We start from the raw sequence: 25,802 nt of genomic DNA, 5'->3' as shown, positions 1-25,802 counted from the left end.
AGACATGATTAAAAATATTCGCTACTTGCTACTTTTTATGGTTGTTCTTGGACATGCTCAAAAAAGAGATTATGCCGTATTACAACTAGACAAAAAAATTACTAATAACGCCAATAGCGTTATAGTTGAACAAATTACAGAAATAGACGTCACCAAAAATGACAGGATGCTCACCACCTTCCGTCAGGTCATAACCGTACTTAATAAAAAAGGCGATAAAGAGGTCATAGACTATGTTGCATATGATGACGACGTTAAGATCAAAAACTTAGAAGCTACCATTTATGACGCTTCAGGAGAACGAATTAAGCGGTGTCGAAAAAGCGATTTTGTTGATCGAAGTATTTTTGACGGAGTATCCATTTATAATGATAATCGGCTATTGGTCATGGGGTATACTCCTGCATCATATCCGTATACTTCGGTCATAGAATATACTACTGAAAGCCGTACTACGGCCTTTATTCCGCCTTGGGAGCCTATTGATTCCTATTATGTGACCACTTTAAAGGATGAATATATTTTAAAATATAATCCAGAGAATAAACCTCGAATGAAATCTCAACATCTAAATGAGTTTAACGTGGAGATTTCGGAAGGCCCTAGCGAAATAAAATATACAGCAACAAATCTTGAAGCCATTCGATATGAAGAGCACAGTCTTTCATTAGATAAATTTACTCCAAATGTCAAATTTGCTTTAAATGAGTTTTATTTGAAGGGCGTTTCAGCTACAGCTAAAAACTGGAAAGAATTTGGGGATTGGATGCAAAATAAGTTACTGCACGATGTAAGTGAGTTGCCCGTAAGTGCAGTTGAACAAGCAAAAGCACTTACCGCAAATGAGACGACCAACATTGGTAAGGCAAAAAAAATATACGATTATCTGCAAAGTAAGGTGCGATACATCAGTGTGCAAGTAGGTATTGGAGGCTGGAAACCTATGCTGGCTGAAGATGTTGATAAACTTGCTTATGGAGATTGTAAAGCATTAACCAATTATACCAAAGCGATGTTAGACGCTATTGGTGTTCCATCTTATTATACGGTGCTTCACGCAGGAGATTCACAGAAGAGCATGGATCCCGAATTTTCTACCATGGAGGGCAATCACGTTTTACTTGGTGTTCCCGATGGCGAAAAAATTTGGTGGTTAGAGTGTACGAGTCAGAGTACACCTTTTGGTTATAACGGAAGCTTTAGTGATGACCGTGATGTCTTAATTATTACAGAAGACGGCGGTAAGATTGTACGTACTAAGGCTTATACTTCAGAAGAAAGTAAACAAGTTAATAATGTTGAGGCTACAGTTGGGGTTAAGGGCGGACTAAAAGCTAAAGTGAGTACCATTTCTACAGGGCTTCAATATGAGAACAAGTATTGGCTTGATCGTAGAACCGAAAGTGAACAAAAAGAGTATTACAAGGATTTTTGGGATTATATTAATGGTTTTAAACTAACCAGCATACAGTTCGAGAATGACCGGGAGGCCATTGTATTTAAAGAAAACCTGACAATAGATATTCCTGGATATTGTGCGAAAGTTGGAAATGACTATTTGTTGGCTTTAAACGTGTTTAATAGAAGTGATTACATTCCACCGCGTATTCCGAGTAGAAAAAGAAAGCTTTATCTCTCGCAATCTTATTTAGATACAGATACTGTTGATATAACGCTTGCAGACAACCTTGAGGTCGCTTCGATCCCAGAACCTGTGCGTGTTGAAAATAAATTTGGTTTATATACTTCCAAAGTTGAAAAGATCGACGATAAGACCTATCGCTATGAGCGTACATTAATGATCAACAAAGGAGTTTATCCAAAAGAAGATTATGCAAAATATCGTAATTTCCGCAAGGAGATCGCGAGACACGATAAAGTGAAAATATTACTTACAAATAACAACTAACTATAAACCAAGAGTATGAAATTTAAAATAATCCTTCTTGCCTTTATGTTTACTGGCATATATGTAAATGCGCAAGACTATCGCTTCGGAAAAGTGAGTGTTGAAGAAGTTGCCCAAAAACAGCATCCTGTCGATCCTGATGCGCATGCAGCTATCCTCTATAGAGAGTATAAAACTGATTTTCAATATGCCGAAGATGATGGTTTTTATTTAATGACGGAAGTATTTGAACGTGTAAAAATATATGATAAGGAAGGCTTCGATTGGGCAAATAAAGCGGTAGAGCTATATCAAACTGCAGGAAGTCAAGACGAAGAACTAACGGGGCTGAAAGGATATACCTATTCACTAGATTCCAATGGACAATTGGAAGAAACCAAATTGAAAAGAGATGGTATTTTTGATGAGGAAGTAAGTAAGTACATGGAACTGAAAAAGTTTACCATGCCTAATGTAAGTGAAGGTTGTGTTATTGAATATCAGTACACAATCAAGTCACCCTTCTATAGCAATATTGATGCCTTTCGTTTCCAAGAAAGCATTCCAGTTGAGAAATCAGAAATGCGATTTGTGAGTCCAGAATATTTTTCATTCAAAACGCACAGTCGTGGTTGGATCCCTTTTAATATTCTAACAGAAGGAAAGACACGAACGATGACATATCGTTATACGGTTCCAGCCAACCCAGGTATTCGCGGCGGGAGAGCTGTTCCATCAACACAAACAACCGACGTTACATTTAAAGAGGATGTCTATACAGTGAGTATGGAAAACGTACCAGGAGTAAAGGAAGAAAAGTATGCGGGAAACATAGATAACTTCATGTCATCTCTTAAGTTTGAGCTTTCTTATACCAAATTTCCTAGTTCAAATATAAATAGCTATACAACTAATTGGGAAGCCGTTTCGAAATCTATATATGACAGTCCTTCTTTTGGAGATCAATTAAGTACTAAAAACTTTTTTAAGAAAGATATTGATGCGTTATTAAGCGGTATTAGCAATCCCGAAACCAAAATGATCAAGATTTTCGAATTTGTTAAAGCTAAAATGGCTTGGAATGGGTATACAAGTTTTTATGCAAATGAAGGCGTTAAAGATGCTTATAAAAAAGGGACTGGAAATGTTGGTGACATTAATTTGATGCTCACTGCCATGCTTCGTTATGCAGGACTTAATGCCAACCCTATATTAATAAGCACAAAAAATCATGGAGTCCCTATTTTCCCCACCAGAAATGGCTTTAATTATGTGATCGCTGGTGTAGAAATTCCTAACGGTGTTTTATTGTTGGATGCATCAGATAAGTTTAGTGAGGTTGGTATTTTATCTGAAAAACTACTCAATTGGCAGGGTCGTATTATTCGAGAAGAAGGAAGCTCTGCTTGGGTACCACTAGTTCCTACAAAGCCGGCCACTGAAAGTGTAATGTTAAATGCAACGTTAAATTCTGATCAGTCATTGGAGGGAGATTTACAATGTCGTTTTTCGGGACACTATGCTATGAGGCATCGCGAGATATATCATAACCTTGATGATGAGTCAAAGCGAATGCTTTTGGAAAAAGATAAAGGTGAAACGGAATTATCAGAAATAGCCTTTGAAAATTTAAAAAAACTATACATCCCTGTTAATCTTTCTTATTCATTCAAAACTACGGACGCGGTAGAAGAAATAGGTGATAAACTGTATTTAAGTCCAATGCTTTTTCTTGCGTTAAAAGAAAGTCCCTTTCAAATGGAAGAAAGACAATATCCTGTAGATTTTCAATATCCAATGAAAGATAGGTACATTATCAATATAACCATCCCAGAAGGATATGTAGTGGAAACCATTCCAGAGGCGATTGCATACAGTTTAGGAGAAAACGAAGGAAGCTTTAAGTATGTTGCTAATCAAAGAGGTGCAATTATTCAGGTGTCGACCGAGTTTACAATTAGCCAGGCGCTTATTTCTTCGGAAAAATATGGAGACCTTAAAAAATTCTACCAATTGATAATTGATAAACAAAACGAAAAGATCGTACTTTCTAAAACATAAAACATGAATATTCAAGACGCCCAACTAGCCGTTGATCATTGGATCAAAGAACACGGTGTTCGTTATTTCAATGAGTTGACCAACATGGCACAACTCACCGAAGAAGTAGGTGAAGTTGCGCGTATTATTGCACGACGTTACGGTGAGCAAAGTGAAAAGGAAAGTGATAAGAATAAGGACTTAGGTGAAGAACTTGCTGATGTTGTTTTTGTGGTGCTGTGTTTAGCAAATCAAACGGGTGTTAATTTACAAGAGGCTTTCGATAAAAAGTTGGACCTAAAAACCAAACGTGATCACGATCGTCATCACGGCAACGAAAAATTAAAATAATGCTCAAAAGAGTCGTCACGTATAAAGGATTTTGGAAGTCGGTCATCGTATTGAGCTTTGTATATGCTATTGTGCTTTTTCTTTTGCGATGGGGGTTTTCAGGTTTTACTTCTGAAGTAAAAAACCTGTCCGCTTCAAGCTATTTGGTGTTTCTTCTATGCGGTTTTGTGGCGAGTGTTTTTGTGACCTTCGGAAAGTATTGGGCCAAACTTAAACGAGAAGATCAAAGAAAATGAATGCGCATTTATCTTTTACCGAACGATCTTCTCAAGCAACTGAAATTTTAGTCACAGGTTCAAAAAGCGAATCAAATAGGCTGTTGATATTACAAGCCCTTTTTGATTCTATAACCATTGAGAACATCTCAAATAGTGATGATACTCAGGTGCTTAAAAAGGCATTGTGTTCAACAGATAAAACCATCGATGTACATCACGCAGGTACTGCCATGCGTTTTTTAACCGCCTATTTCGCTTGTCAAGAGAATAGAGAAGTAGTGCTTACTGGTAGTGAGCGAATGCAGCAACGACCTATTGCAATTTTAGTCAATGCGCTGCGAGATCTCGGTGCAGACATAACCTATTTAAATAAAGAAGGATATCCGCCGCTTCAAATTAAGGGGAAAGGCCTATCGCAAGCTACAGTAACAATGAAAGCCAATGTAAGCAGTCAGTATATTTCTGCGCTGATGTTAATTGCGCCATCATTGCCAAAAGGATTAAAGATCATTCTTGAGGGAGCGGTAACCTCCGTTCCGTATATCAATATGACACTTCAATTACTTGAAGTTTTGGGAGTTCGTTGCCATTTTTTTTCTTCGGAAGACGAAAACGCAACCAGTGAGATTTCTATTAATGCTATTACTGAAATACCCAAAAAGACTCTAACGATTGAATCTGACTGGAGTTCGGCATCTTACTTTTTTAGTTTGGTAGCTTTATCAGATGATCTTCAGATCACGTTAACTAGTTATAAAAAGGAAAGCCTTCAAGGGGATCGTGCACTTGTTGATATATATAAAAACCTAGGAGTTTCTACTGTTTTTGATCCTTCCGAAGAGCGTATCACACTGTCAAGAATTCCTATTGATGTTTCAAAGAAAGTCACCCTTGATCTTGTAAACACGCCCGATATTGCTCAAACGATCGCGGTTACTTGCTTCGGACTTGGCATTGGGTGTGATTTGACAGGGCTACACACTTTAAAGATCAAAGAGACCGATCGATTGGAAGCCTTAAAAACTGAATTAGAAAAATTAGGTGCAGTAGTTAGAATTTCCAATGATTCACTGCAGCTAGAACCGTGTTCTAATCCTGTTTCGGGTGTTACTATCAAAACCTATCAAGATCATCGTATGGCTATGGCTTTTGCGCCTTTGTCGTTGCTATTTCCAATCGTCATTGAAGATGCCATGGTGGTTACTAAATCATTTCCACAATTTTATGATGCTCTAGAGAAGCTGGGGATTGCGATCGATTTAAAATAATAAATGGTCATTTACTTGACATCCCCTATGCTGAGGTTGTATATTTGCAGCTTTTCACAATAAAACCACTTACCTATGGGGATGAAACTCTCAAATTTTAGCTTTGAACTTCCTGAAGAATTATTAGCGGAATACCCTTCGCCTAATCGCGACGAGTCGCGCTTAATGGTTCTTAACAGAAAGGAAAAGACCATTGAGCACAAAATGTTTAAAGATCTCATTGATTATTTCAAGGAAGATGATGTGTTGGTGCTAAATAATACGAAGGTTTTTCCTGCACGTTTATTCGGTAATAAAGAAAAGACCGGAGCGCGTATTGAAGTATTTTTATTACGAGAGCTTAACAGTGAAACTAGACTTTGGGATGTTTTAGTTGATCCTGCAAGAAAAATTAGAATTGGAAATAAATTATATTTCGGCGACGATGAGTCTTTGGTCGCTGAAGTAATTGACAATACAACTTCTAGAGGAAGAACATTACGTTTTTTGTTTGATGGTTCTTATGAAGAATTTAGAAGTAAATTAACTGAGCTTGGTGAAACACCACTTCCAAAATATATCAAAAGAGAAGTAGAGCCTGAAGATGCCGAGCGCTACCAAACGATCTATGCGCGTGAAGAAGGTGCAGTAGCTGCTCCTACAGCAGGATTGCACTTTTCAAAACATTTGCTTAAGCGTCTCGAGATCAAAGGAGTTAATTTTGCTGAGGTAACCTTGCACGTTGGACTCGGAACTTTCAGTGCTGTTGAAGTAGAAGATCTTTCGAAGCACAAAATGGATAGCGAAGAGATGAGTGTTGGACAGGAAGCTGCCGATATTATCAATAGAGGGATTTCAGAAAAAAGAAGAGTTTGTGCCGTGGGTACTACAGTAATGCGAGCCCTAGAAAGCTCTGTGTCTTCAGACTATAGGCTAAATGCCTATACTGGATGGACAAATAAGTTTGTGTTTCCACCACATGATTTTAGTATTGCCAATGCAATGGTGACTAATTTTCACACGCCAAAATCTACCTTGTTGATGATGGTGTCGGCCTTTGCAGGACACGAATTCATTAAAGAAGCCTACGCCGAAGCGATCAAAGAAAAATATCGTTTTTACACCTATGGTGACGCGATGCTGATTATCTAAACAATCGCCTATATAACTTAGAAAGCTCAACAATTTGTTGGGCTTTTTTTATTTTATAGCAATTCTCTTTCCTAATGTCGTAAGAATCAACTAAATTAGTATATTAGATTAATGACTAACCAATAGTTTTATGCAACGCAGTCTGTTATTTATAGCGCTATTTTTGAGTGTGACGTTTTGCTTCTCGCAAGAGAGCCAAGACGCACAACCACTTAGTTGGTCGCTTGATCTAGCACGTAGCATGAACGGTATTGAGCTGCCTCCTTTAGACCTGAGCGCAGTACAGCGTGAAGATAGCATCAATGATCTTGATAAGACCATGCCCTGGCGCTACGGTATCTCAAGGCCAATAGCTATTGATACTGAAACTAGTGGTGAATGGACTGTATTGCCAAATGGCGATCGTATCTGGAGAGTTTCTATTCGCTCCCCTCATGCGATTAACATGAGCGTAAATTTTAACAATTTTTATCTTCCTGAAGGAGGCCGACTTCAACTTTACAATGGCGATGGAAGTGATTATTCAATCCCGTATTACAAAGGACAAAATACACCAACAAATAAATTAGGCTCATGGTTTGTTGCGGGAGACCTTATCTGGATCGAATATTACGAGCCATATCAGGTATCTGAAAATTTCAAGCTTGAAATAGGTAGTGTAATTCACGGATATCGCTTAGGGAAAGTCAATCAATTTGTTGAAAATGCACGTGGGCTAAATGATTCGGGAGATTGTAATTACGATGTAAACTGCCCAATCGGTTCCGATTTTGATGATATTAAAGACCTCGTAAAGAAAACGGTTGCCTTGCTAAATTTGGGTAATGGATTTCTTTGTTCAGCATCGCTTATCAATAATTCCGCAAACGATAAAACACCTTATTTATTGACAGCAAACCATTGTTTGCAAAATAGTGATCCAAATTTATGGTCTATCCGTTTCAATTGGATGAGTCCAAATCCTATTTGTGCAGATTCAGAGGAAAGTCAGGATATTTCGACCAATTTTACCATGAGTGGCGCACAGTTACGCGCAACAAATACAGCCAGTGATTTTGCACTTGTTGAATTATATAGTCAAATTCCAAATTCTTGGGACGTGGCCTTTGCAGGTTGGGATGCAACAGATGCGCTGCCACAATTTGAAGTTGGAATACACCATCCTAATGGTGATATCATGAAGATATGTAGAGATGATAGTGGTGCTGTAAAAGATACTGCAAATGGCACTGAGGTATGGCTAATTGGCGGCGTTTCTGTTGGAACAGGAAACGGCTGGGAGATTGGCACTACCGAAAGTGGTTCATCGGGATCTCCATTGTTTAATCAAGACGGAAGGATTATTGGGCAATTGTATGCTGGGCAATCTTTTTGTGTTGATAATGAAAATAATAACGACTACGATATTTACGGAAGATTCGCAGTTTCGTGGGACCATGGGCAAACTTCTGAAACGCGTTTAAGCGATTGGTTAGATCCGAGTGGTTCTGGTCAGACTTCAGCAGATACCATGCAGAATCTTTTGAGTATACCCGATGTAGAATTAGAGGGTTCTTTAGATATCTATCCAAATCCTGCTTCAGATTATTTAATCGTAATGAATGGAAAATATCCTAACTTACAATTTCAATTCTACAATGTAACTGGGCAACAATTATTAGCTGGTTCATTAAGTGCTTCTGAAAGCAGTATCAATATTCAGGCGTTTGAAGACGGAATTTACTTTCTACATTTAGTTGATGAAGACAGTGATCAAAATAGTACAAAGAAGATTATTATACGCAGATAACGAACATAAATAGAAGGGATGCCCTGTTTCTACCGAAACAGGGCTTTTTTTATGACTATGGTCTTTAAAATTGGTATTTTTGCACGGTGAGTATTTTAGAAAAGAAAGATATTAGAGCATTGTCTAAAGAAGAACTTCGTGACTTCTTTGTCAGTATAGGCGATAAAGCCTTCCGAGGTAATCAGGTATATGAATGGCTTTGGAGCAAAGGCACGCATAGTTTTGAGGATATGACCAATATCTCGAAAGAGACCCGCCAGCATCTAGAAGAAAATTTTGTTATCAACCATATTCAGGTTGATAGTATTCAAAAAAGTAATGACGGAACCATTAAAAATGGTGTCAAATTACATGATGGTTTGGTGGTTGAATCGGTTTTGATTCCTACAGGAAGCAGAACTACAGCTTGCGTTTCTTCACAAGTAGGTTGCAGCTTAGACTGTCTATTCTGTGCAACGGCAAGACTTAAGCGTATGCGAAATCTCAATCCAGATGAGATCTATGATCAGGTGGTGGCGATAGATCGGGAGAGTAGATTATATCACAACCGCCCATTATCCAATATTGTATTTATGGGTATGGGTGAGCCATTAATGAATTATAAAAATGTACTATTAAGTATTGATAAGATCACTTCCGAAGAAGGCCTTGGCATGTCTCCAAAACGCATTACTCTTTCAACTTCGGGCGTTCCTAAAATGATCCGGAAACTAGCCGATGACGAGGTGAAGTTCAATTTGGCGGTATCGCTGCACTCGGCAATTCAAGAAACTCGTGAGCAAATTATGCCTTTTGCTAAATCATTCACACTTGTAGATCTTAAAGAATCATTGGAATATTGGTATGAAAAAACCGAGCGTCGTATTACCTATGAATATGTAGTTTGGAAAGATATTAATGATGGTGATGAAGATATTCAAGCTTTAGTTCAATTTTGTCATTATGTGCCTTGTAAGGTTAATATTATTGAATATAACCCTATTGATGATGGGCAGTTTCAACAAGCTCCCAATCAAGCGGTCGATGCTTATATACAAGCCTTAGAGCGCTCTCATATTCCTGTGACAGTAAGAAGAAGTAGAGGCAAAGATATTGATGCGGCCTGCGGACAGCTCGCAAATAAGAGTTAACGCAAATGTATATCCTTGAAAACCGATGAAGATCGTCTCACAAATAAAGCTGCCTATCGAATACGAAATGGAACTTTTCGAAAAGAAATTTTCCCTTTCCATGTCTTCTAAAGTTTCTTTGCTGAATAAGATCACACATTATGTTGTAAACCGAAAGGGAAAACAAATGCGCCCTATGTTTGTGTTCCTTATTGCAAAAATGACCAATAAAGGCGAAGTAAACGATAGAACGTATCGGGGTGCTTCTGTCATTGAATTGATCCATACCGCGACTCTGGTTCACGACGACGTGGTTGATGATAGTAACCGAAGGCGTGGCTTTTTTAGTGTTAATGCGCTTTGGAAAAATAAAATTGCGGTATTGGTGGGCGACTTCCTATTGAGTAAAGGCTTGCTGCTTTCTATTGATAATAACGATTTTGATCTTTTAAAGATCATTTCGGTAGCCGTTCGGGAAATGAGCGAAGGGGAGCTACTTCAAATTGAAAAAGCTAGAAAACTTGATATCACAGAAGAAGTTTATTTTGAGATCATTCGGCAAAAAACGGCCACATTGATTGCAGCTTGTTGTGCTATGGGCGCCCAATCTGTGAATGCCAGCGCACAAGAAGTAGAAACCATGCGTAAGTTTGGAGAATTGATAGGAATGGCCTTTCAAATTAAAGACGACCTGTTTGATTATGGAGAGGACAAGATCGGTAAGCCTACGGGGATCGATATTAAAGAGCAAAAAATGACGCTTCCCTTGATTCATGTGCTCAACCAAGCTACTCCGAAAGATAAAAAATGGTTGATCAATTCGGTTAAAAACCATAATAAAGACAGCAAACGCGTGCGCGAAGTCATCAATTTTGTAAAGAGCAACGGCGGACTCGAATACGCGATTGACAAAATGAAAGCCTACCAGCAGGAAGCACTACAACTTTTAATGTCTTATCCAAAAACACCTTTTAAAGACTCCTTAGAATTAATGGTGAACTATGTAATTGACAGAAAGAAATAATTTTATATTTCATCATTAGTAGGATCTATCCTCTAATTAATGAGAAAATGGTTTCCCCAAAAAAGACCAACATCTCGCACCCAACATCACGCTCTCAACACCTAAGTTCTTCACTCAAAAAAAAAATCTACCTTCAGGCAACTATTTGTTTTATTTGAACGTCTAGTAAATAAGAAGCAAACGCAAAGCATATTTTGAAAGTTGTATCACTACATAAAAATTACACTGTCCTTATAAAAAAGGCAAAGAAAGGTCAGCGAAGAGCACAACACGAGCTGTTTGAATTGTTCGCTCCTAAGATGAAGAGTGTGTGTAGGCAATATCTTAAGAGTAACGATATGGCTGAAGAGGTAATGCTGATAGGATTTATGAAAGTCTTTACACATTTAGATTCGTTTAGCGGACAAGGAAGTTTTGAAGGTTGGATTCGAAGGATCATGGTTAATGAATCAATCACACAACTTAGAAAGGACAAGAAGCTTGGTTTTACGGCAGAGACAGAAATTGAAAACTCAATTGATCATGTGGCCTATATTGAAACAGAACTTGAGGTGGCGGAAATTCAAAAGTTGATAGATGCCATGCCAGACGGTTACAAAACTGTTTTTGTGTTGTATGCGGTGGAAGGTTACAAACATAGTGAGATCGCTGAGCTGCTAAATATCAGTGAAAGTACATCTAAAAGTCAGTTGTTTAAAGCACGCAAATTGCTTCAGAGTAAAATGATCAAAGAAAATAATATTAGTTATGGCACCCATTAAATTAGAAGATAATATTCGCGAAAAGCTGCAAGAGCGGGAGCTAGCTCCTAGCCAGACGGCTTGGGATAAGCTGGAAAGTACGTTGCCTAAGCAGCAAGATAAAGGAACAAATAAATTTTTTTGGTATGCGATTGCAGCCAGTTTTGTAGGGTTGCTCGTTATTGGTTCGATGTTCTTTAATGATAAGACTGGTGTTACAACTACGGAAATCGTCATAGAAGAACCAACAACGCTTCCTCAAGAAGAAGATACCAACAATGAGATCGTAACGCCTAAGCAAGAGGAGATAGTTCCAACTGTGAATAGCACGATCGCGGAAATATCACAAGATGAGTCCGAAGTCCCTAAAAAGACTAAAAAAGTTCAAAACTCAAGGTTAGCACAACAGAAAAGAGACATAACAGAGAATAATGCAAACGCAAAAACTGCGATAGCTAAAGTTTCCGAAGAAAATAAAACGGTAAAACCAGAAGACAAAATACAGATCAACGATCTTTTTAAGAAAGATGCGGTGGTTTCCAATAAAGTAGATGAAGTAGTGGCGCGAGTAAAGGCGATGCAGGAAGCGAATAGTGCGGTGACAGCTACAGAAATTGATCTTTTATTAGCACAAGCACAACGAGAAATTCAGACCGAAAGAATCCTAAATTCAACCAAGGTAGATGCTGCAGCGCTACTAATGGATGTTGAATTTGATCTGGAACGTAGTTTTAGAGATAGAGTTTTCTATGCACTCGGAGATGGATTCTCGACTATTAGAACCGCCGTGGTAGAACGGAATAATTAAATAATCATTCATCAATCTAATCTACGCCTTCCTCCTTTTATTGAGGAGGATGGGGTGTGGGTTAAAATCAAAAAAAACAAATTATGAAAACAATTACTTTTTGTACTGCACTAGTCATGTGGGCACTCGCTGTAGCCCTAGGGAATGCCCAAGAAACTGAACAAAAGCAAGGTTTGGAAGAAGCCAGGCAAGTTGTTGTTGAAAGCGAAAAACAGGCGCTTAAACGAGCCGTAGAGAACATTAATGATCAATTGGAGGCGGGAACGATTACCGAAGGTGAAGCCGACAAGCTTAAAATGGAAGTTGCTGAAAAGCACGCCTTAAATATTGAAAATAAACTGGCGATCATTGATAACAAAATAGCCTTGCGTGAGCGAAATGGAGGAGAAGAAGATGAGGATGACAGTGTTAAGATCAATCTCTTTAGTAAAGGTGAAATTGTCAATTTTACGTTTAATGACAGCGATCACAAGCGAAAATATGATCGAAGAACATCGAGCCATCTTACCTTTGCTGTAGGGTTGAACAATACGCTCATTGACGGGCAGTCATTGGATGATTCTCCTTATAAAATAGGAGGCAGCCGTTTTGCCGAATTGGGTCTTACATGGAAAACGCGTGTGTTTAAGGAAAGCAATTGGTTACGTCTTATGTATGGGGTTTCATTTCAATGGAACGGTCTAAAACCAATTGATAATAATTACTTTGTAGATACGGGATCACAAACCGAATTGCAGGAATTTCCAGTGAAGTTGGACAAGTCGAAATTTAGAATGGACAATTTAGTTTTTCCAGTACATTTTGAGTTTGGTCCGTCTAAGAAAATTGAAAAAGAGGATTATTTTAGATACAGCACTCATAAGCAACTACGCATAGGCTTGGGGGGATACGCAGGTTTTAACTTAGGATCGCGGCAAAAGCTGAAGTACAGTGATGATGGAGAAGACGTGAAAGAAAAGTTGAAGGCGGGTTATAACACCAATAATTTTGTCTACGGACTTAGTGGTTTTATAGGCTTTAGCGACATTTCGCTCTATGCTAAATACGATTTAAACACGATGTTTAAGGACAATCCGATCGAGCAAAGAAACGTTTCTTTAGGAGTTCGTTGGGATTGGGATTAAGCGCGATACTACCGTAAATTATTTAAGGCCTTCTTCGGAAGGTCTTTTTTTATGGAATGTTGTTTCAAAGTCTGTAGAGCGATCTCAAATAAGTATATTTGTGTATCTTTTTCTTCTGAATTTATAGCCTTGATAGCAAGAACCACCATAGATAATGTATTTGAAACCGCCCGTGTTGAAGAGGTGATCGGTGATTTTGTGCAATTGCGAAAATCTGGAAGTAACTTTAAAGGGTTGAGTCCGTTTTCTGACGAACGCACCCCTAGCTTTATGGTTTCTCCGGTAAAACAGATCTGGAAAGATTTCTCTAGTGGAAAGGGAGGAAATGTAGTGGCTTTCTTAATGGAGCACGAACATTTTACGTATCCCGAAGCAATCAAATACTTAGCAAAAAAGTACGGTATTGAGATCGAGGAAACCGAACAGAGCAATGAAGAGAAGGCCGCGGCCGACGAGCGTGAAAGCTTGTATTTGGTTAGTGAATATGCGAAAACATATTTTCATAATACTTTACTGAAAACCGAGCAGGGGAAAGCTATCGGTCTTTCTTACTTTAAAGAACGCGGATTTACTGACGAGACCATTAAAAAGTTTGAACTGGGTTATTCACCCGACCAATGGGATGCATTTACCAGTGAAGCCATCAAAAAAGGATATAAGCTCGAATTTTTAGAAAAAACCGGGCTTACTATAGTCAAAGAGGAAAAGCAGTTCGATCGTTTTAAAGGAAGGGTCATGTTTCCTATTTTGAGCATGAGTGGCAGAACACTAGGTTTTGGCGGTCGTATCTTGACAAGCGATAAGAAAGCGGCGAAGTACCTTAATTCGCCCGAAAGTGATATTTACCATAAGAGTAAAGTACTCTACGGGATCTATACAGCTAAGCAGAGCATTGCTAAGGAAGACAATTGCTATTTAGTAGAAGGTTACACCGATGTGATCCAAATGTATCAGGCTGGGATCCACAACGTGGTTTCTTCATCAGGAACAGCACTTACACCAGATCAAATACGATTGATCAATAGGCTTACACAAAATATAACCGTACTTTTTGATGGAGATGCCGCCGGACTTCGTGCTTCTTTACGCGGTGTTGACCTTATTCTGGAACAAGGGATGAATGTAAAGATCTGTACATTTCCGCAGGGTGAAGATCCAGATAGTTTTGCGCGTAATAACTCGCTTGAAGATCTTACCTTATATCTGGAAGAGCAATCGCAAGATTTTATTTCATTCAAAGCTTCTTTGTTGGCTTCGGAAGCGAAAGACGATCCTATTAAGAAAGCCGATACCATACGTGATATGGTGGTGAGTATTTCTAAAATACCTGATGTTATAAAACGTGAAGTATATATCAAAGAGTGTTCACGGATCATGGATATTAGCGAACAAGTTTTGTTTAATACACTTGCGCAAATACTTCAAAAAGAACAAAGAGAAACGACAAAAAAGACCTCGGCTACAAAACCTATGGAGGTGGTTCCGCAGCAACAGGAAACCACGAAAAAGATTGACGTTCAGTTTGAATTGGAGCGCAAGATCATCGAATTGTTATTGCTCTATGGAAGTAAGGAAGTTGAATTTGAGGATCTAATATTAGAAACCAATGAAGCTGGTGAAATTGCTTTTAAGCCAGAGATCGTAACCTCGAAGGTATTTGAGAAGATCTACCTGGATCTTCAGGATGACGAAATTGAGTTTGCAAATGAAGCGTTTAAAGCACTTTATTTTGATATCATCACAAAGCTGAATCAAGAACAACAGTTTCAGTTAGACACTTTTATCAATGAACTTCAACCGGAAAAAGCTTCAGCAGTAACCGACATCTTAATGGATGAGGAACGATACACGCTGCATGATTGGGAGCGTAATGAGATCTTTGTAAAAGCCAAAGAAGTGTCTGTTTCTCAAGTAGTGAGTGAAACTATATTAAACCTGCGGCGTCAATTGGTCTCTCAAAAAATTGGTGAGCTTTCGGACGCAATGAAGACATTAGATTCTTCAGAAAAAGAAAATAGCCTACAAAATATTGTAGACTATATAACTTTAAAGAAGGTGCTGTCGGAAAAACTAAGGCGTGTACTTTAGCTAAATTGGAACATGCGCGACTGATGAATCAGATCGGCAAGGTTATCCACTTTTAGTTTTTTCAATAGACGCGTTTTGTAGGTACTTACCGTTTTTTCATTAATATCAAGTGCGTTTGCAATGTCTTTATTGCGTTTTCCACTTGACAACAAATTAAGTACTTCTATTTCTCTTGACGATAATTTTTTGTAGCGACTAATCGCACTCGATTCGCCCACATTTCTACTGGTAAACGTAGAAGTCAATTCTTCGTTTAAGAAAATACCCCCTTTAGCAATTTGTTTTAATGCTTTTAAGAACATTTTGGTTGATGCTGTTTTTGGAACATATCCTGCTGCTCCAGACTTTATAGAGCGAAGCGCATAGATCTCTTCAGGATGTGTTGAAAAGATAAGCACTCTTGTTTCAGGAAATTCTGTTTTTATACTTCTAAGAGCATTTATGCCGTTTATGTTGGGCATATCTATTTCCATGATCAATATATCTGGCTTGTCGTTACGAAGGCTTTCATATAATTCTTCTTTATTGCTTGCTTTTCCAACAATAGAAAAATTAGTGTTCTTCTTTAACATACAAGCAACGCCTTTGCGCGTAACAGGGTGGTGGTCTGCAATGACTAATTTCTTCATTCTTCGTTATTTCATTCATAGGATGAAAGTACATCCTGATAAAACTGTGAGGTTTTGTAATATAAATACTACAAATCAAAACTATAAAAAAGAAAGGTGCTGTAGGAGAAATTTCGTCCAAATCCTAGAATACTCGTTAAAGCACCTAAACTTTTAGTTTTAGAGGGATTTCACACACCGGTATTGGGTTCATTTTATGTTGATTGGCACGATTTAAAAGCGAATAGAGTTCAAAAACAATTTTTTCTCTGCCGGTAAAGTCGTTTGCTTGACTTCCTTCATTTTTCTTATGCATAGCCCATTCTAGTTCATCGTAACTGGCGCCAATTTGATCTTCATCCGTTCGACTGTCACCAAAAAGACCATCTGTGGGCGCAGCATTCATGATCTCGTCAGGAACATCAATAAAGGCACCTACTTTGTAAACTTCACTTTTCATAAGATCTGCTATGGGGCTTAGATCAACGCCGCCATCGCCGTATTTGGTATAGAAACCAACTCCAAAATCTTCCACTTTGTTACCCGTTCCGCAGACCAAATAGCGATGAAGCCCTGCAAAATAATATAAGGTTGTCATTCGCAATCGTGCGCGGGTATTGGCAAGAGAAAGATCAAGATAGGTGTCATCTTCGGTAAAGGGAGCCGCCGTTTTGAACGATTCAAAAACTGGTGTAAGGTCTACACGTACGTCACTTACATTGGCAAAACGTTTTTTTAATTGTGAAATATGGTCTTGTGCACGGGTCACTTGACTTACTGCTTGATGAATGGGCATTTCAACACAAAGCGTTCGCAAGCCTGTCATAGCGCATAAAGTTGAGGTAACTGCCGAATCAATTCCGCCACTCACGCCTATTACGAAGCCATCCATTTTGGCCGTAGTTGCATAGTCTTTTAACCAATTTACAATGTGTTGAGTGACTTTTTCGGTTTGCATGCTGTTCTGTTTGAAGGTTATTGCTGTGTAATAACAGCGCTTTGATTGTGTTAAAAAAGAAAGGATAACTGTACCTTTGCACAACAAATGTAAGTGAAAACCGATAATTAGTAAAACCATTTTACATTAAACAGCTTTGAAAATTAGTATGATAAAAAGAATTGTTTTAATCGTGTTTGCCGCAATGCTTTTGGCTTGTGACAACGATAGTAAAATTGAAAGTGAGATCGCTGAAATTCCTATGGAGGTAAAGATCATGCGTTTTGACCGTGAATTTGGGCAGGCATCACCCGAAAATTTGGCATCCTTAAAGGCAAAGTATCCGCTGTTTTTTCCAAAACAATTTCATGATAGTATTTGGGTAGGAAGGATGACCGACTCCCTACAGCAAGAATTAGACGGAGCAGTGGCAGCTCAGTTTCCTTCCGAAGAAGGAATGGAGACAGAACTTTTGGGTCTTTTTCAGCATATTAAATATTATTTTCCCGAATTTAAGGCACCAACAGTTGTAACAACTACAAGTGATGTAGATTATCAAAATAAAGCGATTGTAGCAGACACTCTATTAGTGTTGTCACTTGACACCTATTTGGGTGCCGAACATCCTTTTTATGATGGTATTCAGCGCTATATTGCAGCAAATCTAAAGGCTTCTCAGCTCCCGCAAGATGTGGCACAGGCATATGCCAGACAGCTTATTACTAGGCCGCGCTCCAGAACGCTTTTAGCTCAGATGGTTTACTTCGGAAAAGAGCTTTATCTAAAAGATCTTTGGTTGCCAACAACAAGCGATGCCGAAAAAATTGGGTATACTGAAGCGCAAATGAATTGGGCTAAAGAAAACGAAGAGTATATGTGGCGCTATTTTGTGGAACGTGAACTATTGTATAGTACCGATGCTAAGCTACCTTCACGCTTTATCGTTCCAGCACCCTTTTCAAAATTTTACTTAGAAATAGACAACGAATCACCAGGCATGGTTGGGCGTTATTTAGGATGGCAAATTGTACGAGCTTATATGGAAAAGAATCCAGTAAGTGTAAAGCAATTGATGATCACTGATGCCGAAACCATTTTTAAAGGATCAAATTATAAACCGAAGAAAAACTAATGGCAACACAGCACAAATCTAAAATAGCAATAGACGTATTACTAGACGAAAACAAAGTACCTGAAAAACTTCACTGGACAGCCGAAGACGGTGGTGTAAGTAATGAAGAAGCGAAGGCTATCTTCCTTTCAGTTTGGGACCATAAAACGAAAGAATCACTACGTATTGATCTTTGGACTAAAGAAATGCCCTTAGACGAGATGAAAATATTTTTTCATCAAACACTCACGGCTATGGCAGATACCTTTGAACGTGCTACCAACGATGATAAAATGAGCGCTACCATGCGTGATTTCTGTGATTACTTTGCAGAAAAACTAGAGCTAAAACAAGAGTAGGTGTCTTTGCCTACACGACTCATTTTTATTTATAATGCCAATTCTGGTCAGTTTTCAGGTTTGCGAGACACCCTTCATAAAGTTGTTTCACCTCAAACCTATGCGTGTGACTTGTGCGCTTTAACATATGGGTTTTTAGCTGAAAAAAAAGCGTGGAAGCATTTTAGAAATACTTCGGAAGTGGCTATGGTCTTTCTTCATAAAGACGAATTTTTAAAACAATATCGATCTAAGTGGCTTCGGAAGTATGATTTTCCTGTGATCCTTTCTGAAGAAGACGGCAAACTCGAGATCTTTATGAATTCCGAAGAAATAGGACAGATGGAAAATTTATCAGAATTTATTCGGCAAGTAAAACTAAAGTTAAAGTAAAATTCCTATTCCGCCGTATTGTTGGCTAGATCGTTATTGATCTCTTCAATATAATTGAGTACTTCATCGCGCCCATCACTATTGCTGGCAGAGGTAACAAAGTATTGTGGCATTTCTTCCCAAGTCTCCAGCATTTTTTGTTGGTAGGCCTCAATATTGCGTTTTAAAGCGTTGGGCTTTAACTTGTCTGATTTCGTAAAAATAATAGAAAACGGAATTTGATTTTCTCCTAAATATTGCATAAAATCAAGATCGATCGGTTGCGGTTCGTGCCGGCAGTCAACCAAAACAAAGGCTAAAACCAATTGCAGTCTTTTTTCAAAATAGTTGGTGATAAATTTCTGAAAGGTCTTTTTTGCTTTTTTTGAAACTCTAGCGTAACCATAGCCTGGAAGATCGACCAAATGCCATTCATGATTGATCAAAAAATGATTGATAAGTTGAGTTTTCCCAGGGCGACCGCTCGTTTTAGCAAGGCTTTTACGCTCCATGAGCATATTGATGAGCGACGATTTCCCAACGTTTGAACGCCCAATAAAGGCGTATTCTGGAATTTTATTTTTTGGGCATTTGTCAACTTCGCTGTTGCTCATGACAAATTCGGCCGACTTAATTTTCAAAATCGTATTCTTTTAGTGAGAAAAATATAGGGAGATCTTCGCTTTTAAAGCCTAAAAATCTCGTTTCTGTAACCAAGCGTAAAGTAATTCGTTGAATTTGTCTGGATGTTCCATCATGGCTGCATGACCGCATTTTTCGATCCAGTATAAATCTGAATCAGGTAGCTTTTCATGAAATTCCTCTGCCACTTTAGGTGGTGTAACATTATCGTCTTTACCCCAAATAATACAGGTGGGAGTATCCATGTTTGGTAGGTCCTTACCCATATTATGGCGAATTGCACTTTTGGCAATTGCAAGAGTTCGAATTAATTTATTTCGATCGTTAACCGTATCGTAGACTTCATCAACAAGTTCTTTGGTAGCGATCTTTGGATCGTAAAAAACGTTCTCGGCTTTCTTTTGAATATAATCTCGATCTCCACGTTTGGGGTAACTCTCGCCCATGGCGCTTTCGTACAAGCCTGAACTACCCGTTATTACTAGTGCTTTGATCTTTTCGGGATAAAGTTTCGTGCATAGCAAGCCAATGTGACCGCCCAGCGAATTTCCTAGTAAAATAACGTCCTTATATCCCGTATGATTGATGAAATCATTTACGTATTTCGCAAAGTTTTTCACGTTGGTTTTTAGGATCGGCATATTGTAAATAGGCAGCTCTGGGATGAGTACTTTATAGCCTCTTTCAGGGAAAAAGTTAGCGACACCGTCAAAGTTGCTTAAGCCTCCCATCAATCCATGTAGAATGATGATAGGTGTGCCTTCGCCTATTTCGAGATAACTGAATTTACCTTCCTTCTTTAGTTGATTAATCATTACAGGTGTTAGAATTACCGAAAACAAAAATACACTTTTTTTCATGAAACAACTCAGCTATTTCTATCACTTGTTTTAACTCAAATTTGGTCTTGTTGACAAGATAGTAGCTTATTGAAAATCAATAATATACACTGATTACTTATTGCTGAATGACTAAGGAGTGGTAAAACTTATCAACATTGTGGTAAAATGTGGTAAAAAGTGGTAAAAAGTAGCTATATTTGAATCAATCAAGATGAATTAGGAAGATCCTCATGCTCAATCTAATAGGGACATACGAATGCAAAGCTGACGTCAAAGGGCGGGTCATGGTGCCTACTGCTTTAAAAAAGCAATTAGCGCCAGTTGCTAGTTCTGGCTTCGTGATCAAGCGTGCTGTGTTTCAACCATGTCTTGAATTGTATCCAATGGAGGAGTGGAATGAGCTTATGGCTAAGATGGGTCAGTTGAACCGTTTCAATAGGAAGAACAACGACTTTATCCGCAGGTTTACTGCTGGCGTAAAAACAGTTGAGCTAGACGGTACCGGACGCCTCAATATTCCTAAAGATCTTGCGGCTTTTGCTGGGATCAGCAAAGAAATTGTGATCTCCACAGCTATCAATATTGTGGAGGTTTGGGATAAAGAAAAGTATGAACAGGCCATTGATGATGCTGCCAGCGACTTCGCAAATTTGGCAGAAGAGGTAATGGGCGATGCAGACGCTACAAATGAAATATCATAATCCGGTTCTTTTAGCCGAAACAGTTGAAGGTTTAAACATCCATCCTGATGGGATCTACGTGGATGTCACTTTTGGCGGCGGCGGACATTCAAGAGAAATCCTCAGCAGGTTGGGGGAAAAGGGGAGGCTAATAGCTTTTGATCAGGATACAGATGCCTTAGATAATGCTATTGACGATCCTAGGTTTTTGCTGATCAATGAAAATTTTAGATTTCTTAAACGCTTTTTGCGTTTCCACGGAATTAATGAAGTAGACGGTATTTTAGGTGATTTTGGAGTGTCGTCTCACCAATTTGATGTTGCTGAACGTGGATTTTCAACACGTTTCGAAGCCGATCTTGATATGAGAATGGATCAGACAAGCCCATTTTCGGCTTATGATGTAATCAATAAATACGAAGAATCACAATTACGGTCTGTGCTTTTTCAATATGGTGAGTTACGAGCAGCAGCAGGGATGGCTCGCGTGATCATGGAGGCTCGAAAAGACGGACCTATAAAATCGAGTGAACAACTTAAAAAAGCATTAGGTCGCTTTCTTCCGAAGCATCGAGAAAACAAAATACTGGCGCAGATCTATCAAGCCATTCGTATTGAAGTGAACCAAGAGCTTGATGCGCTCAAAGAGTTTTTGTTGCAAACCATTGAAGTTTTAAAACCTGGTGGTCGCTTGAGCTTGATAAGTTACCATTCATTAGAAGACCGTCTGGTTAAAAGATTTATGAAGAATGGTCTATTTGAAGGTGAGCCGGAGAAAGATGTCTTCGGAAGAGTGGAAGTGCCATTAAAGCCGGTTGGGAAGTTTATTATCCCTTCCGAAGAAGAAATAAAAGCGAATAACAGGGCTCGCAGTGCCAAGCTTAGAGTTGCTGAAAAAATTAAGAAGTAATATTGAAACAAGGGTTTTACAATATCATCAAGGGAAAGTTTTTAGTGAGCGACGACGCACTAAAGAATTGGCGCTTTATCATTTTTCTTTCGGTTTTAGCTCTTGTGATGATCGGAAGTTCACATACGGCTGATAAAAAAGTACATCGCATCGCTAAATTGAGTAATGATGTAAAAGAGTTAAAAAGTGAATATTTGGATGTGAGGAAGCAATTAATGCAACTTAAAATGGAAAGCCGAATTTCCATAGCGATGGCAAAACGCGGATTGATGCCTTCGGAAACACCTCCGCAGAAAATAAAAATTATAGCAAAGAAGTAAGCTTTGGCAGTAGGAGAGAAAAACATATTGAACCGTTTGTATATTGTGGCTGGATGCATGTTCATCTTTGCCATTGCTATTGCAGTAAAGTTGGGCAATATCCAGTTTATTGAGGGCGACGCCTACCGTGAACTCGCACTTAAAAACACGACCAAAAATTTTACCATTCCTGCGAATCGAGGTAATATTTATTCAGATGATGGAAGCCTTTTGGCGAGTTCAGTGCCTAAATACGATATCCGTTTCGATGCCGTAACAGTTTCTTCCGAAGATTTTAAAGAACAGCTCGTTCCTTTATCAAAAGCACTCAGCAAAAAGTTTGGAAAATCTAACTCCTACTATCAAAATATCCTTAGAAAGGCCCGTGCTAATAAAAACCGGTATTTGTTGGTAGCGAAAAATTTAGGTTATTCAGATTATATTCAGGTGAAGAATATGCCGCTCTTCAGAAAAGGTCCTTATATGGGTGGAATTATTGTTGAACAACGAACTGTACGCGAACATCCTTTGGGTAAAATTGCCGAACGTTTGGTGGGTAATGAAGACCGCGAAAACCCAGGTTACTATGCGGTAGGGCTCGAAGGTGCATTTCACAAACAATTGAATGGCAAGGAAGGGCATCGCTTAAAGCAAAAAATTGCTAAAGGTCAGTGGAAACCAGTTTACGACGATAACGAAATTGAGCCGCAGGATGGTTATGATGTGATCTCTACCATTAATGTAAATATGCAGGATATCGCGCATCACGCATTATTAAAACAATTAGAATACTATGAGGCAGATCACGGTTGCGTGATAGTGATGGAGGTTGCTACAGGTGAGATTAAGGCCGTTTCAAACCTAGGAAAAGGCAAGCGTGGTGGTTATTACGAACGACTTAATTATGCCGTAGGCGAGTCGTCTGAACCTGGCTCAACGTTTAAAACCGTTGCCATGACAGTTGCGCTGGAGGCTAAAAAGATCGACACATCGACCGTTGTGGATACCCAAAACGGAACTTTTCGTTTATACGGACGAAATATTAATGATTCGGGGCGTGGTTATGGTGAAATATCTGCGGCGCGTGCCTTGGAAGTTTCTTCCAATATAGGTATGGCGCGTTTGATCAATGAAGCCTATAAAGACAATCCAAAGCAATTTACCGATAAGGTGAGAAGTTGGCATCTAAATGAAAAAATAGGGATACCTATTAAGGGAGAAGGGAAGCCTAATATTCCTCAGGATGGTGACGATAACTGGAGTAGAAATGCACTGCCGTCAATGGCTTATGGTTATAATCTTCGGCTAACGCCCTTGCAGATTCTCACATTTTACAATGCGATCGCTAATGACGGTACCATGGTTAAGCCTCAATTTATTAAGGAAATCCGTGCGTGGAACCAGACTATTGAGAAAATGGACGTAGAGGTGATAGAAGATCAAATTGCTTCCGAAGGTACAATTAGTCAAGTGCAAGATATTCTGAAAAATATCGTAAAACGAGGTACGGGAAAGAGTTTGTATTCTGAAAATTTTTCGATGGCAGGTAAAACAGGGACAGCACGAACAGAATATGCCAACTTTGATCAATGGATAAAGGACAGAAAGTATGTGTCTTCTTTCGCTGGATATTTTCCTGCTGAGAATCCGAAGTATTCTTGCATTGTTGTCATTCATAAGCCAAGCACTAAAAAGGGCTATTACGGCGCAGACGTTACCGGTCCGGTGTTTAAGAGAATTGCGCAAAAAATATTTACAGATTCGCCATTGAAAACCGAGTTGAATAATATTGAGGCTGAGGATCCCGCAATGGTATCAGATTATGATAAATATTATGAAAATGCCCGGAAGCACTTTCAGAAATTACCCAATTTAAAAGGAATGGCCGGAATGGACGCAGTTTCGCTTCTTGAAAACCTAGGTCTTAAAGTACGTATAGTTGGAAATGGAAGTGTTACGAGTCAGTCGATCCCTTCCGGAGAAAGTTATAAAAAAGGACAAGAAATAACATTACAATTATCGTGACGCTACTAAAAGACATACTGTATAAGGTAACCCTCGAAAAGATCGTAGGCAGCACAGCAGCGTCCATACGCGAAATTCATTTCGACAGCAGATTGGTAGGTTTAGATGATGTGTTTGTTGCTATTCGAGGCACGCAAAGTGACGGGCATTCATTTATAAAGAAAGCTGTAGATCAAGGTGCACTTGCAATTGTTTGTGAAGAATTGCCAGATGAATTGGTAAACGGAATTACCTATGTGCAAGTGGCTAACAGTCAGCAAGCCTTGGCAATGATGGCTGCTAATTTCTACGGAAATCCTTCGGAAGAATTACAACTCATTGGGGTCACGGGAACTAATGGGAAGACAACCATAGCAACCTTATTATTTAATCTTTTTACAGATGCTGGTTACGAAGTAGGATTGCTTTCTACCGTTCGAATTCGGGTTGGTAAAAATACATATCCGTCAACGCATACGACGCCAGATTCATTAACCATCAACAGGTATTTACGTCAAATGGTTGATACGGGTGTTGAATTTTGTTTTATGGAGGTTAGTTCGCATGGAATTCATCAAAAAAGAACAGAAGGGCTTCAATTTCGGGGAGGGATATTTACAAATTTATCACATGATCATCTCGATTATCACAAAGATTTCAAGGAATATCGAGATGTAAAGAAGTTGTTTTTCGATCAGCTTCCGAAGCAAGCATTTGCCTTGGTGAATATAGACGATAAGAATGGCGAGGTGATGCTACAAAATACAAAAGCAAAACAATACACCTATGCATTAAAAACAGTAGCCGATTACAAAGCGAGGATTTTGGAGAATCAATTTGGCGGATTGCTATTAAATTTAAACAATCATGAAATTTGGGTTAAACTAATCGGAAATTTTAACGCTTATAATGTGTTAGCGATTTACGCTACTGCAGATCTTTTAGGTTTAGAGCAGATAGAGATCCTTCGGTTATTGAGCACGTTGGAAAGTGTTGACGGAAGATTTCAATATATCGTTTCTCCTAAAAATATTACGGCTATCGTTGATTACGCACATACGCCAGATGCTTTAAAAAATGTATTGGAAACTATTAATGCCATTCGAACTGGAAACGAAGAATTGATCACAGTAGTTGGTTGTGGAGGCGATCGTGACAATGCTAAGCGTCCAAAAATGGGGAATATAGCCGCACAACTGAGCACCAAGGTCATATTTACCAGTGACAATCCACGTACAGAAAATCCGGAGTCTATTATTGAACAGATCGAAGCTGGCGTTTCGCCTACCGATTACAAAAAAACAATGTCTATTACCGACAGGAGGCAAGCTATAAAAACTGCTTGTCAATTAGCAAGTGATAAAGATATTATTCTGATAGCTGGTAAGGGTCATGAAACTTACCAAGAGATCAATGGAGAACGCTTCGATTTTGATGATTTTAAAACGGTAACTCAAATATTAACAGCCCTAAATAAGTAA

At 38.8% G+C, this 25,802-nt stretch carries 25 protein-coding genes; 21 read left to right on the top strand and 4 right to left on the bottom strand.

Going from position 1 to position 25,802, the window contains the following annotated elements; all coding sequences use genetic code 11:
• Window positions 1–4 precede the first annotated feature (4 nt).
• The 13 genes from ACY2RU_RS02070 (at window position 5) to dnaG (ending at window position 15,578) form a co-directional block, all read left to right on the top strand.
• A complete protein-coding gene (locus ACY2RU_RS02070; protein ID WP_490136741.1) occupies window positions 5–1,909 on the top strand; it encodes a DUF3858 domain-containing protein in 1,905 nt (634 codons plus the stop codon).
• Between the two features lie 15 nt (window positions 1,910–1,924).
• Entirely contained in the window at window positions 1,925–3,949 is a 2,025-nt protein-coding gene (locus ACY2RU_RS02065) for a DUF3858 domain-containing protein (RefSeq protein ID WP_490136740.1), read from the top strand.
• A 3-nt stretch (window positions 3,950–3,952) separates the two neighbouring features.
• On the top strand, window positions 3,953–4,279 hold the full coding sequence (locus ACY2RU_RS02060) for a nucleotide pyrophosphohydrolase (protein WP_490136739.1): 327 nt from the start codon (window positions 3,953–3,955) through the stop codon (window positions 4,277–4,279).
• The gene (locus ACY2RU_RS02055) at window positions 4,279–4,515 is read left to right on the top strand and encodes a hypothetical protein (protein ID WP_490136738.1); all 237 of its coding nucleotides are present in this window, start codon (window positions 4,279–4,281) and stop codon (window positions 4,513–4,515) included. The genes ACY2RU_RS02060 and ACY2RU_RS02055 overlap by 1 nt, the downstream gene beginning before the upstream one ends.
• Window positions 4,512–5,765 (top strand): 3-phosphoshikimate 1-carboxyvinyltransferase, encoded by a 1,254-nt coding sequence (locus ACY2RU_RS02050; RefSeq protein WP_490136737.1) that lies wholly within the window; start codon window positions 4,512–4,514, stop codon window positions 5,763–5,765. The genes ACY2RU_RS02055 and ACY2RU_RS02050 overlap by 4 nt, the downstream gene beginning before the upstream one ends.
• 81 nt (window positions 5,766–5,846) lie before the next feature.
• On the top strand, window positions 5,847–6,896 hold the full coding sequence (queA, locus tag ACY2RU_RS02045; RefSeq protein WP_490137463.1) for a tRNA preQ1(34) S-adenosylmethionine ribosyltransferase-isomerase QueA: 1,050 nt from the start codon (window positions 5,847–5,849) through the stop codon (window positions 6,894–6,896).
• 130 nt (window positions 6,897–7,026) lie between these two features.
• Window positions 7,027–8,685 carry a T9SS type A sorting domain-containing protein gene (locus ACY2RU_RS02040; protein ID WP_490136736.1) on the top strand — a complete coding sequence of 553 codons (1,659 nt, stop codon included), beginning with the start codon at window positions 7,027–7,029 and terminating at the stop codon, window positions 8,683–8,685.
• A gap of 92 nt (window positions 8,686–8,777) precedes the next feature.
• Window positions 8,778–9,815 (top strand): dual-specificity RNA methyltransferase RlmN, encoded by a 1,038-nt coding sequence (gene rlmN / locus ACY2RU_RS02035; protein WP_490137462.1) that lies wholly within the window; start codon window positions 8,778–8,780, stop codon window positions 9,813–9,815.
• A 25-nt stretch (window positions 9,816–9,840) separates the two neighbouring features.
• On the top strand, window positions 9,841–10,818 hold the full coding sequence (locus ACY2RU_RS02030) for a polyprenyl synthetase family protein (protein ID WP_490136735.1): 978 nt from the start codon (window positions 9,841–9,843) through the stop codon (window positions 10,816–10,818).
• 194 nt (window positions 10,819–11,012) lie between these two features.
• On the top strand, window positions 11,013–11,579 hold the full coding sequence (locus ACY2RU_RS02025; RefSeq protein ID WP_490136734.1) for an RNA polymerase sigma factor: 567 nt from the start codon (window positions 11,013–11,015) through the stop codon (window positions 11,577–11,579).
• Window positions 11,566–12,366: a hypothetical protein gene (locus ACY2RU_RS02020; protein ID WP_490136733.1), complete on the top strand. Its 801-nt coding sequence runs from the start codon at window positions 11,566–11,568 to the stop codon at window positions 12,364–12,366. The genes ACY2RU_RS02025 and ACY2RU_RS02020 overlap by 14 nt, the downstream gene beginning before the upstream one ends.
• Before the next feature lie 83 nt (window positions 12,367–12,449).
• Window positions 12,450–13,490 (top strand): hypothetical protein, encoded by a 1,041-nt coding sequence (locus ACY2RU_RS02015; protein ID WP_490136732.1) that lies wholly within the window; start codon window positions 12,450–12,452, stop codon window positions 13,488–13,490.
• A gap of 129 nt (window positions 13,491–13,619) precedes the next feature.
• Window positions 13,620–15,578 (top strand): DNA primase, encoded by a 1,959-nt coding sequence (gene dnaG / locus ACY2RU_RS02010; protein ID WP_490136731.1) that lies wholly within the window; start codon window positions 13,620–13,622, stop codon window positions 15,576–15,578.
• Here the strand turns inward: dnaG and ACY2RU_RS02005 are convergent.
• Both ACY2RU_RS02005 and nadE read right to left on the bottom strand, forming a co-directional pair.
• Window positions 15,575–16,207, bottom strand: coding sequence for a response regulator (locus tag ACY2RU_RS02005; RefSeq protein WP_490136730.1), 633 nt, complete (start codon window positions 16,205–16,207; stop codon window positions 15,575–15,577). The genes dnaG and ACY2RU_RS02005 overlap by 4 nt on opposite strands.
• 145 nt (window positions 16,208–16,352) lie before the next feature.
• The gene (nadE, locus tag ACY2RU_RS02000) at window positions 16,353–17,144 is read right to left on the bottom strand and encodes an NAD(+) synthase (protein WP_490136729.1); all 792 of its coding nucleotides are present in this window, start codon (window positions 17,142–17,144) and stop codon (window positions 16,353–16,355) included.
• Window positions 17,145–17,292: 148 nt separating this feature from the next.
• Between nadE and gldB the strand changes: the two genes are divergently transcribed.
• From gldB to ACY2RU_RS01985, 3 genes are read left to right on the top strand one after another with little or no spacing between them, the layout of a single operon-like run.
• Complete coding sequence (gldB, locus tag ACY2RU_RS01995; RefSeq protein WP_490136728.1) at window positions 17,293–18,255, top strand: gliding motility lipoprotein GldB; 963 nt, start codon at window positions 17,293–17,295, stop codon at window positions 18,253–18,255.
• Window positions 18,255–18,593, top strand: a complete 339-nt coding sequence (gene gldC / locus ACY2RU_RS01990) for a gliding motility protein GldC (RefSeq protein ID WP_490136727.1) — start codon at window positions 18,255–18,257, stop codon at window positions 18,591–18,593. The genes gldB and gldC overlap by 1 nt, the downstream gene beginning before the upstream one ends.
• On the top strand, window positions 18,594–18,965 hold the full coding sequence (locus tag ACY2RU_RS01985; protein ID WP_490136726.1) for a GTPase: 372 nt from the start codon (window positions 18,594–18,596) through the stop codon (window positions 18,963–18,965). It abuts the gene before it with no gap.
• 5 nt (window positions 18,966–18,970) lie between these two features.
• Here the strand turns inward: ACY2RU_RS01985 and yihA are convergent, their stop codons facing one another.
• Together yihA and ACY2RU_RS01975 are read right to left on the bottom strand one after the other, a co-directional pair.
• The gene (gene yihA / locus ACY2RU_RS01980) at window positions 18,971–19,585 is read right to left on the bottom strand and encodes a ribosome biogenesis GTP-binding protein YihA/YsxC (RefSeq protein ID WP_490136725.1); all 615 of its coding nucleotides are present in this window, start codon (window positions 19,583–19,585) and stop codon (window positions 18,971–18,973) included.
• A gap of 51 nt (window positions 19,586–19,636) precedes the next feature.
• Window positions 19,637–20,401 carry an alpha/beta fold hydrolase gene (locus tag ACY2RU_RS01975; protein ID WP_490137461.1) on the bottom strand — a complete coding sequence of 255 codons (765 nt, stop codon included), beginning with the start codon at window positions 20,399–20,401 and terminating at the stop codon, window positions 19,637–19,639.
• A 257-nt stretch (window positions 20,402–20,658) separates the two neighbouring features.
• Between ACY2RU_RS01975 and mraZ the strand changes: the two genes are divergently transcribed.
• The 5 genes from mraZ to ACY2RU_RS01950 are packed head-to-tail and all read left to right on the top strand — an operon-like array spanning window position 20,659 to window position 25,802.
• Window positions 20,659–21,129 (top strand): division/cell wall cluster transcriptional repressor MraZ, encoded by a 471-nt coding sequence (gene mraZ, locus ACY2RU_RS01970; RefSeq protein WP_490136724.1) that lies wholly within the window; start codon window positions 20,659–20,661, stop codon window positions 21,127–21,129.
• Window positions 21,116–22,018, top strand: coding sequence for a 16S rRNA (cytosine(1402)-N(4))-methyltransferase RsmH (rsmH, locus tag ACY2RU_RS01965; RefSeq protein ID WP_490136723.1), 903 nt, complete (start codon window positions 21,116–21,118; stop codon window positions 22,016–22,018). The genes mraZ and rsmH overlap by 14 nt, the downstream gene beginning before the upstream one ends.
• Window positions 22,019–22,020: 2 nt before the next feature.
• Entirely contained in the window at window positions 22,021–22,338 is a 318-nt protein-coding gene (locus ACY2RU_RS01960; RefSeq protein ID WP_490136722.1) for an FtsL-like putative cell division protein, read from the top strand.
• Window positions 22,339–22,341: 3 nt separating this feature from the next.
• Window positions 22,342–24,342, top strand: a complete 2,001-nt coding sequence (locus ACY2RU_RS01955) for a penicillin-binding protein (RefSeq protein WP_490136721.1) — start codon at window positions 22,342–22,344, stop codon at window positions 24,340–24,342.
• Window positions 24,339–25,802 (top strand): UDP-N-acetylmuramoyl-L-alanyl-D-glutamate--2,6-diaminopimelate ligase, encoded by a 1,464-nt coding sequence (locus ACY2RU_RS01950; protein WP_490136720.1) that lies wholly within the window; start codon window positions 24,339–24,341, stop codon window positions 25,800–25,802. Before ACY2RU_RS01955 ends, ACY2RU_RS01950 begins: the two co-directional genes overlap by 4 nt.

It is taken from the genome of Ulvibacter sp. 2305UL32-6 (genome assembly GCF_058148545.1).
The sequence above is the reverse complement of the archived record's forward strand: the minus strand, read 5'-3'. Positions and strand labels throughout refer to the sequence as shown.

Excerpts from the sequence above, each read along its gene's own strand:
- ACY2RU_RS02065 (WP_490136740.1), top strand. The coding sequence starts at position 1,925 with ATGAAATTTAAAATAATCCTTCTTGCCTTTATGTTTACTGGCATATAT.
- mraZ (WP_490136724.1), top strand. The coding sequence starts at position 20,659 with ATGCTCAATCTAATAGGGACATACGAATGCAAAGCTGACGTCAAAGGG.
- ACY2RU_RS02050 (WP_490136737.1), top strand. The coding sequence starts at position 4,512 with ATGAATGCGCATTTATCTTTTACCGAACGATCTTCTCAAGCAACTGAA.
- ACY2RU_RS02055 (WP_490136738.1), top strand. The coding sequence starts at position 4,279 with ATGCTCAAAAGAGTCGTCACGTATAAAGGATTTTGGAAGTCGGTCATC.
- gldC (WP_490136727.1), top strand. The coding sequence starts at position 18,255 with ATGGCAACACAGCACAAATCTAAAATAGCAATAGACGTATTACTAGAC.
- ACY2RU_RS02030 (WP_490136735.1), top strand. The coding sequence starts at position 9,841 with ATGAAGATCGTCTCACAAATAAAGCTGCCTATCGAATACGAAATGGAA.
- gldB (WP_490136728.1), top strand. The coding sequence starts at position 17,293 with ATGATAAAAAGAATTGTTTTAATCGTGTTTGCCGCAATGCTTTTGGCT.
- ACY2RU_RS02070 (WP_490136741.1), top strand. The coding sequence starts at position 5 with ATGATTAAAAATATTCGCTACTTGCTACTTTTTATGGTTGTTCTTGGA.
- ACY2RU_RS02060 (WP_490136739.1), top strand. The coding sequence starts at position 3,953 with ATGAATATTCAAGACGCCCAACTAGCCGTTGATCATTGGATCAAAGAA.
- ACY2RU_RS01975 (WP_490137461.1), bottom strand. The coding sequence starts at position 20,401 with ATGATTAATCAACTAAAGAAGGAAGGTAAATTCAGTTATCTCGAAATA.
- rsmH (WP_490136723.1), top strand. The coding sequence starts at position 21,116 with ATGAAATATCATAATCCGGTTCTTTTAGCCGAAACAGTTGAAGGTTTA.
- ACY2RU_RS02020 (WP_490136733.1), top strand. The coding sequence starts at position 11,566 with ATGGCACCCATTAAATTAGAAGATAATATTCGCGAAAAGCTGCAAGAG.
- ACY2RU_RS02015 (WP_490136732.1), top strand. The coding sequence starts at position 12,450 with ATGAAAACAATTACTTTTTGTACTGCACTAGTCATGTGGGCACTCGCT.
- ACY2RU_RS02005 (WP_490136730.1), bottom strand. The coding sequence starts at position 16,207 with ATGAAGAAATTAGTCATTGCAGACCACCACCCTGTTACGCGCAAAGGC.
- ACY2RU_RS02040 (WP_490136736.1), top strand. The coding sequence starts at position 7,027 with ATGCAACGCAGTCTGTTATTTATAGCGCTATTTTTGAGTGTGACGTTT.
- nadE (WP_490136729.1), bottom strand. The coding sequence starts at position 17,144 with ATGCAAACCGAAAAAGTCACTCAACACATTGTAAATTGGTTAAAAGAC.
- queA (WP_490137463.1), top strand. The coding sequence starts at position 5,847 with ATGAAACTCTCAAATTTTAGCTTTGAACTTCCTGAAGAATTATTAGCG.